General features: G+C 71.4%; 6 protein-coding genes. 5 read left to right on the forward strand and 1 reads right to left on the reverse strand.

Annotated features, from left to right (window positions below):
* Positions 1-84 precede the first annotated feature (84 nt).
* On the reverse strand, positions 85-3,231 hold the full coding sequence (ileS, locus tag OTB19_RS40530; protein ID WP_267803860.1) for an isoleucine--tRNA ligase: 3,147 nt from the start codon (positions 3,229-3,231) through the stop codon (positions 85-87).
* A gap of 572 nt (positions 3,232-3,803) precedes the next feature.
* On the opposite strand from ileS, the gene OTB19_RS40535 reads away from it, so the two are divergent.
* The 5 genes from OTB19_RS40535 to OTB19_RS40555 all read left to right on the forward strand — a co-directional run bounded on the left by OTB19_RS40535 (position 3,804) and on the right by OTB19_RS40555 (position 8,440).
* Positions 3,804-4,580 (forward strand): TraR/DksA family transcriptional regulator, encoded by a 777-nt coding sequence (locus tag OTB19_RS40535; protein ID WP_267803861.1) that lies wholly within the window; start codon positions 3,804-3,806, stop codon positions 4,578-4,580.
* A gap of 134 nt (positions 4,581-4,714) precedes the next feature.
* On the forward strand, positions 4,715-5,275 hold the full coding sequence (gene lspA, locus OTB19_RS40540; RefSeq protein WP_267803862.1) for a signal peptidase II: 561 nt from the start codon (positions 4,715-4,717) through the stop codon (positions 5,273-5,275).
* 53 nt (positions 5,276-5,328) lie between these two features.
* Positions 5,329-6,270, forward strand: coding sequence for an RluA family pseudouridine synthase (locus OTB19_RS40545; protein WP_267803863.1), 942 nt, complete (start codon positions 5,329-5,331; stop codon positions 6,268-6,270).
* On the forward strand, positions 6,267-6,731 hold the full coding sequence (locus OTB19_RS40550) for a GNAT family N-acetyltransferase (RefSeq protein ID WP_267803864.1): 465 nt from the start codon (positions 6,267-6,269) through the stop codon (positions 6,729-6,731). Before OTB19_RS40545 ends, OTB19_RS40550 begins: the two co-directional genes overlap by 4 nt.
* A 116-nt stretch (positions 6,732-6,847) precedes the next feature.
* Complete coding sequence (locus OTB19_RS40555) at positions 6,848-8,440, forward strand: Na+/H+ antiporter (protein WP_267803865.1); 1,593 nt, start codon at positions 6,848-6,850, stop codon at positions 8,438-8,440.
* Positions 8,441-8,560: the final 120 nt, after the last annotated feature.

Consider the following 8,560-nt stretch of genomic DNA (forward strand, 5'->3'; position numbering starts at 1 on the left):
GTGCGCGCGGACCCACCACGGTCGGGAACGTCGGCGGCCCGCGGCTCCCGGGTGGGAGGCGCGGGCCGTCGGGGTGGGTGGGAGTTACGCCTTGCGGAGGCGGAACGTCAGGCCGAGGGGCTCGTCCGTGAACGGGTCGCCGTAGGACGCGTCGGCCTCGCCGGTGGCGAAGTCCGGGGCCAGGACCTCGTCCGCGATGAGTTCCGCGTGGTCCGTCAGGGCCGTCACGAGCTCGGGGTCCGCCGAGGACCACCGCAGGGCGATCCGGTCCGCCACGTCCAGGCCGGAGTTCTTCCGGGCCTCCTGGATCAGGCGGATCGCGTCGCGGGCCAGGCCCGCCAGCCGCAGTTCCGGGGTGATCTCCAGGTCCAGGGCGACGGTCGCGCCGGAATCGGACGCCACCGACCAGCCCTCGCGGGGGGTCTCGGTGATGATGACGTCCTCCGGGGTGAGGGTCACGGTCTCGCCGTTCACCTCGACCGAGGCCTGACCGGAGCGCAGGGCCAGCGAGAGTCCCGCCGCGTCCGCCGCGGCCACGGCCTTGGCGACGTCCTGCACGCCCTTGCCGAACCGCTTGCCCAGCGCACGGAAGTTGGCCTTCGCCGTCGTGTCCACGAGGGACCCGCCGACCTCGGACAGGGAGGCCAGCGAGGAGACGTTCAGCTCCTCCGTGATCTGGGCCCGGAGCTCGGGGGTCAGGGCGTCGAAACCGGCCGCGCCCACCAGGGCCCGGGACAGCGGCTGACGGGTCTTGACGCCCGACTCCGCGCGGGTCGCCCGACCCAGCTCCACCAGGCGGCGCACCAACTGCATCTGCCGGGACAGCTCCGGGTCGATCGCGGCGGTGTCCGCCACCGGCCACGTCGAGAGGTGGACGGACTCCGGGGCGTCCGGGGTGACCGGGACGACCACGTCCTGCCAGACCCGCTCCGTGATGAAGGGGGTCAGCGGGGCCATCAGCCGCGTCACCGTCTCCACCACGTCGTGGAGGGTGCGCAGGGCCGCCTTGTCGCCCTGCCAGAAGCGGCGGCGCGAGCGGCGGACGTACCAGTTCGACAGGTCGTCCACGAAGGACGACAGCAGCTTGCCGGCGCGCTGGGTGTCGTAGGACTCCATCGCCTCCGTGACCTCGGAGGTGAGGGTGTGCAGCTCGGAGAGCAGCCAGCGGTCCAGGACCGTGCGGTCCGCGGGTGCCGGGTCGGCCGCCGACGGCGCCCAGTTCGACGTGCGGGCGTACAGGGCCTGGAAGGCCACCGTGTTCCAGTACGTGAGGAGCGTCTTGCGGACGACCTCCTGGATCGTGCCGTGGCCCACGCGGCGCGCCGCCCACGGGGAGCCGCCGGCCGCCATGAACCAGCGCACGGCGTCCGCGCCGTGCTGGTCCATCAGCTGGATCGGTTCGAGGGTGTTGCCCAGGTGCTTGGACATCTTGCGGCCGTCCTCGGCGAGGATGTGGCCCAGGCAGACCACGTTCTCGTAGGAGGACTTGTCGAAGACGAGGGTGCCGACCGCCATCAGCGTGTAGAACCACCCGCGCGTCTGGTCGATGGCCTCCGAGATGAACTGCGCCGGGTAGCGCTTCTCGAAGATCTCCTTGTTCTTGTGCGGGTAGCCCCACTGCGCGAACGGCATCGAACCCGAGTCGTACCAGGCGTCGATGACCTCCGGCACGCGCACCGCTTCGAGGGAGCAGCCCTCGTGCGTGCAGGTGAAGGTGATGTCGTCGATGTACGGGCGGTGCGGGTCCAGGGCCGACTGGTCGGTGCCGGACAGCTCGCCCAGCTCGGCGCGGGAACCGACGCAGGTGAGGTGGTTCTCCTCGCAGCGCCAGATCGGCAGCGGTGTGCCCCAGTAGCGGTTCCGGGAGAGCGCCCAGTCGATGTTGTTGTTCAGCCAGTCGCCGAAGCGGCCCTGCTTGACCGAGTCCGGGAACCAGTTCGTCTTCTCGTTCTCCCGCAGCATCGCGTCCTTGACGGCGGTGGTGCGGATGTACCAGGACGGCTGCGCGTAGTAGAGCAGCGCGGTGTGGCAGCGCCAGCAGTGCGGGTAGCTGTGCTCGTAGGCGATGTGCTTGAAGAGCAGGCCGCGCGCGTCGAGGTCGGCGGTCAGCTTCTCGTCGGCCTTCTTGAAGAAGACACCGCCGACGAGCGGGACGTCCTCCTCGAAGGTGCCGTCGGGGCGGACCGGGTTCACGACCGGCAGCCCGTAGGCGCGGCAGACCGCGAGGTCGTCGGCGCCGAAGGCGGGGGACTGGTGGACCAGACCGGTGCCGTCCTCGGTCGTGACGTACTCGGCGTTCACGACGTAGTGGGCGGGCTCCGGGAACTCGACCAGGTCGAAGGGACGCCGGTACGTCCAGCGCTCCATCTCCTTGCCGGTGAAGGTCTCGCCGGTGGCCTCCCAGCCCTCGCCGAGGGACTTCTCCAGCAGCGGCTCGGCGACGACCAGCCGCTCCTCGCCGTTGGTGGCGACTACGTACGTGACCTCGGGGTGCGCGGCGACGGCCGTGTTGGACACCAGGGTCCACGGGGTCGTCGTCCACACCAGCAGGGCGGCGTCGCCCGCGAGGGGCCCGGAGGTCAGCGGGAAGCGGACGTAGACCGAGGGGTCGACGACCGTCTCGTAGCCCTGGGCCAGCTCGTGGTCGGAGAGGCCGGTGCCGCAGCGCGGGCACCAGGGGGCGACGCGGTGGTCCTGGGTGAGCAGACCCTTGTTGAAGATCTCCTTCAGCGACCACCACACGGACTCCACGTACTCGGGGTCCATGGTCCGGTAGGCGTCGTCCAGGTCGACCCAGTAGCCCATGCGGGTCGTGAGCTCGGCGAACGCGTCGGTGTGACGGGTCACCGACTCGCGGCACTTGGAGTTGAACTCGGCGATGCCGTACGCCTCGATGTCCTGCTTGCCGTTGAAGCCGAGTTCCTTCTCGACGGCCAGCTCGACGGGCAGGCCGTGGCAGTCCCAGCCGGCCTTGCGGGCCACGTGGTAGCCGCGCATGGTGCGGAAGCGGGGGAAGACGTCCTTGAAGACGCGGGCCTCGATGTGGTGCGCGCCGGGCATGCCGTTCGCGGTGGGCGGGCCCTCGTAGAAGACCCACTCGGGGCGGCCCTCGGACTGCTCCAGTGTCTTGGCGAAGGTCTTGCTCTCGCGCCAGAAGTCCAGGACGGCGTGTTCGAGGGCGGCCAGGTCCACCTGGGCGGGGACCGGGCGGTACTGCGGCGGTGTGGTCATGAGGCTGAACTCTTCCTCCGGCGGGATGTCACTTCCGTCCGGAGGGACGAGAGCCTTGTCGCGCTCCCGCGGTACCACCCTCCTTGGCCGTCGGACGAGTCCGATGGCCCCCTCATTGGGGTGCGAAGCCGGTTCTACTTCCCGTACGGGGATCCGTGCGGGATCCGTGATCGTGACGGCTTTCTTCCGGCGGCTCCGGGGTGATCCTTCGCATCGCGCTCGCCCCCGGGCTCTCACCGTCCCCGGGTCGCTCCTGGCTGCGTCCGACGCTACTCGTCCCCATCCATGCCTCTCGCTGGGCCCAGTGTACGGGCCGGGGGACACGGGGCCGACCGATATTCCGGGCGTGGCGCGGGGGCCGCGGGGCGGGGGCCGCGGTGACCCGGATGGGCGGACGCGCCGCTCCCGGTTCCGGTGGGGCGGGAGGGGCGGATTACCGGGCCGCCGGATGGGCACAACGGATGCAGGTTGACCTCGCGGGATGCGCGCCCCGTTGCCGCGGGGCCGGCGTCGATTTATCGTTCCGGCACGATTCGCGAGCAATGATCACAGTATGTGAAGGGGCCGCGGCCATGGTGGCGAAGAAGACCGCCGGGACTACCAAGAAGGCTGTCGGGAAGGCTGTCGGGGCCGAGGTCGGAACCGAGGTCGGGGCACCGGCGCCGGCTCCCGCCGAGACGGCGCCCGAGAAGACGGCCGCCGTACGGAAGGCGCCCGCGAAAAAGGCACCCGCGAGGAAGTCGGCGTCCATCGCCAAGGTGGCCGCCGCCGAGAAGTCGACGGCGAAGAAGGTCACGGCCAAACCGGCCGCGGCCGAGGGGGCGGCGCATGCCGCGTCAGAGACGGGAGCCCGGAAAGTGGTCGCCAAGAAGAGCACCGGCACGGCCAGGAAGACGGTCGCCGCCACCAGTGGATTGCCCAAGGCGCGGGGCGGCGCGATGGCCGCCACCCCCGGAGAGCTCCCCGTACGCCCGGGAGAGGACCCCTGGACGCCGGCGGAGGTCGCCGAGGCCCGGGCCGAGCTGGAGAGCGAGGTGCTGCGCCTGAGGGCCGAGCTCCAGGCCTCCGACGCGGCCATCTCGGGCCTGATGCGGGACTCGGGCGACGGCGCGGGAGACGACCAGGCGGACACCGGCACCAAGAACATCACCCGGGAATCCGAACTGGCCCTCGCGGCGAACGCCAGCCTGATGCTGGAGCAGACGGAACGCGCGCTGGAACGGCTGGAGGCGGGCACCTACGGCCTCTGCGAGACCTGCGGAAAGCCCATCGGAAAGGCCCGGATGCAGGCGTTCCCCCGCGCCACCCTCTGCGTGGACTGCAAGCAGAAGCAGGAGCGGCGGCACTAGGGCGTGTCTTTCGGATCACGCCCTGGCCGGGCGGCGGGCGGGCGCCCTGACGTACTCTCGTGTCTCGTCAGGGTCCAGGAACCTGGCAGGGCGGTTTCGCCGGAACCTGGTTCGAGCTAGTTCGAGGGACTCACGTGGCAGAGGCGGAGCGCATCATCGGTACGCCGGAGGTCGGGGACGACACCGAGCCCGAATCGAGCGCGCCCAAGGGGCGCCGGCGGATCGTGGCACTGCTCGTGGTGGCGACGCTGGCGTACCTGATCGACCTCGGCAGCAAGATGCTGGTCGTCGCGAAACTGGAGCACGAGCAGCCCATCGAGATCATCGGTGACCTGCTGAAGTTCTCGGCGATCCGCAACCCCGGGGCCGCCTTCGGCTTCGGCGAGGCCTTCACGATCATCTTCACCTGCATCGCGGCCACGGTGATCGTGGTGATCGTCCGGCTGGCGCGCAAGCTCTACAGCCTGCCGTGGGCGATCGCGCTGGGCCTGCTGCTGGGCGGCGCGCTGGGCAACCTGACCGACCGGATCTTCCGTTCGCCGGGCGTCTTCCGGGGAGCGGTCGTCGACTTCATCGCGCCCGCCCACTTCGCCGTCTTCAACCTCGCGGACTCGGCGATCGTGTGCGGCGGGATCCTGATCGTCCTGCTCTCGTTCAGGGGTCTCGACCCGGACGGCACGGTCCACAAGGACTGATCGCGGGGCGGCTCGCGGGAAGGCTGCCGCCCCCCGTCCTGCATACTCGACAGGTGAGTACGATTCCCGAGATCCGAACCCTGCCCGTTCCCGATGGCCTGGAGGGCGAGCGCGTCGACGCCGCCATCGCCCGTATGTTCGGGTTTTCCCGGACGAAGGCGGCCGATCTCGCGGCCGCGGGGAAGGTGTCGGTCGACGGCAGTGTCGTCGGGAAGTCCGAGCGTGTGCACGGTGGCGCCTGGCTCGAAGTCGAGATGCCCGCGCCGCCGCGACCCGTCGAGCTGGTGGCCGAACCGGTCCCCGGCATGGAGATCGTCCATGACGACGACGACATCGTCGTCATCATGAAGCCGGTGGGCGTCGCCGCCCACCCGAGCCCCGGCTGGACCGGCACCACCGTCATCGGTGGCCTCGCCGCGGCCGGCTACCGGATCTCGACCTCCGGCGCCTCCGAGCGCCAGGGCATCGTGCACCGCCTCGACGTCGGCACGTCCGGCCTGATGGCCGTCGCGAAGTCGGAGCGGGCGTACACCTCCCTGAAGAACCAGTTCCGCGAGCGCGTGGTCGACAAGCGCTACCACGCGCTGGTGCAGGGCCACCCGGACCCGATGAGCGGCACCATCGACGCGCCCGTCGGCCGCCACCCCAGCGCCGACTACAAGTGGGCCGTGACCCAGGAGGGCAAGCCCTCGGTCACCCACTACGACCTGATCGAGGCCTTCCGCGCGGCCTCCCTGCTGGACATCAAGCTGGAGACCGGCCGCACGCACCAGATCCGCGTGCACATGTCCGCGCACCGGCACCCCTGCGTCGGCGACCTCACCTACGGCGCCGACCCGACGGTCGCGAAGCGACTGGGGCTGACCCGGCAGTGGCTGCACGCGGTGCGGCTCGGTTTCGAGCACCCGTCGGACGGCCGGTGGGTGGAGTTCGAGAGCGGCTACCCGGCGGACCTCCAGCACGCCCTGGACGTGATCCGGGCGGAGAGCGAGTGACCTCGTACCAGGTGCGCGTGGCCTCCTGCGACGCCGACCTGGCGGCCTGCTTCGCCGTGCGGACCGAGGTGTTCGTGGTCGAGCAGTCCGTGCCGGAGTCCATCGAGTACGACGCGTACGACGCGATCGCGGTGCACGTGCTGGCCGAGGGACCGGACGGGGAACCGCTGGGCACCGGCCGGCTGCTGCACGGGCCCGAGGCGCTCGGCAAGACGGGCGCCCCGGAGATCGGCTCCCTCGGGCGGCTCGCCGTCGCGAAGTCGGCGCGCGGACTGGGCGTCGGCGCGGCGCTGGTCCGGGCGATCGAGGCAGAGGCCGCGAGGCTGGGACTGGCCGCCGTCGACCTGGGCGCGCAGACGCACGCCCTCGCCTTCTACGAGCGGCTCGGATACGAGGCCTACGGGCCGGAGTTCCAGGACGCGGGCATCCCGCACCGGTCGATGCGGCGCCGCCTGCCGTAGCTCGTCCGGCCCCGGCCGGGCGTCGGGTGTCGCCGCGGGGCCCCGCCCCGGAGCCCGCGCCCGGAAAGCCGGCGGGGCTGGCGGGGCTCGGCGGGCGGATGGGGCAGGCTGGGGTTGTGGATCAGCTTGCTCTGTTGTTCGTGTTGTTGCTCGGCGCCGTGGTGACCGTACCGCTCGGGGACCGGCTCAAGTTGCCCTCGCCCGTGCTGATGACCATCGGCGGGGTGGTGCTGGCCCTCGTGCCGGCCGTGCCGAACGTCGACATCCCGCCCGAGTACATCCTGCCCTTGGTGCTTCCGCCGCTGCTGTACGCCTCCGTGCAGCGCACCTCCTGGCGCCAGTTCGCCGCCAACGTGCGCCCCATCCTGCTGCTGGCCGTGGCCCTGGTCTTCGTGACCACCGCCGCCGTGGCCGCCGTCGCGCACGCCGCCGTCCCCGGGCTGCCCATCGCCGCGGCCGTCGCGCTCGGCGCGCTCGTCGCGCCCCCCGACCCGGTCGCGGCCACCGCCGTCGCCGGCGCGCTCGGGCTGCCGCGCCGCATGGTGTCCATCCTGGAGGGCGAGGGGCTCTTCAACGACGTCACCGCCATCGTGCTCTACCACGTGGCCATCGCCGCCGCCGTCAGCGGCAGCTTCTCCTGGCCCGACGCGCTCGGGGAGTTCGTGCTCTCCGCCGTGGTCGCGGTGGTCGTGGGGCTCGCGCTCGGCTGGGCCACGAACCGGCTCATGGGCCGGCTCGGCGAGGTCACCCTCCAGATCGGCCTGACACTGCTGGTGCCGTTCGTGGCGTACGTGGTCGCCGAGGAACTCCAGGGCTCCGGGGTGCTGGCCGTGCTGACCACCGCGCTGTTCCTCGCCGAGTACGCGACCGACGCCGACGACGTGCTCGGACGCCTCGCCGGGCACACGTTCTGGGAGATCGTCGACATGCTGGTCACCGGCGTCGCGTTCGGCCTGATCGGACTCGAACTGCACCACGTGTTCGGCGTCGCGGGCGACCGCGTCGGGGAGATGGCCGGCTGGGCGGGGATCGTGGTCGCCGTGGTGGTCGGCGTACGACTGGCGTGGCTGCTGCCGGCCGGCTGGCTCGCGAAGAAGCTGCACAACCGGCGCGACTACGACGAGGAGATCCCGGTGAGCTGGCGGGAGAGCGTCGTCATGTGGTGGGCCGGGATGCGCGGCGTGGCCTCGGTGGCGCTGGCCCTGGCCATCCCGCTGAAGGTGGACGGCGGGGACCCCTTCCCGGCGCGGGACCAGATCATCTTCATCGCCTTCGCCGTGATCATGGCGACGCTGGTCTGCCAGGGCCTGACCCTGCCCTGGCTGGTGCGCCGGCTGGGAGTGGAGGCCGACGAGGACGAGGAGAAGGAGACCGAGCGCCGGCTCGCGATCCGCGCCGCCAAGGCCGCGAAGCAGCGCCTGAAGGAGATCGAGGAGGCGGAGGACCTCCCCGAGGACCTGGTGGAGACCCTGTACCGGCGGGCCTACGACGTGGGGGCCAGGATCAGCCCCGACATGGTCGACGAGGAGCGGCGGGAGGCGTACGCGAAGCGGGTCGAGCGGATCCGGGACGTCCAGCGGATCCAGCGCGAGATGATGTCCGCCGCCCGGCACGAGGTGCTGTCGGCGCGCAGCGAACCGGGGTCGGACCCGGAGATCGTGGACCGGGTGCTCCGCCACCTCGACGTCCGCAGCCTGCGCAGCCCTTAGTGGTCTGCGTCGTAAATCCTTCGGGGGTTGACGTCGGGCTTGGCGTGCGCTTGCCCGTGTCAGGTGTCGAGACCGGTGAGGTGGAGGTGGCAGGCGGTGTCGAGTGCGTCCTCGGGGGTG

This window comes from Streptomyces sp. H27-H5 (assembly GCF_026627505.1).
Lineage (GTDB): Bacteria > Actinomycetota > Actinomycetes > Streptomycetales > Streptomycetaceae > Streptomyces.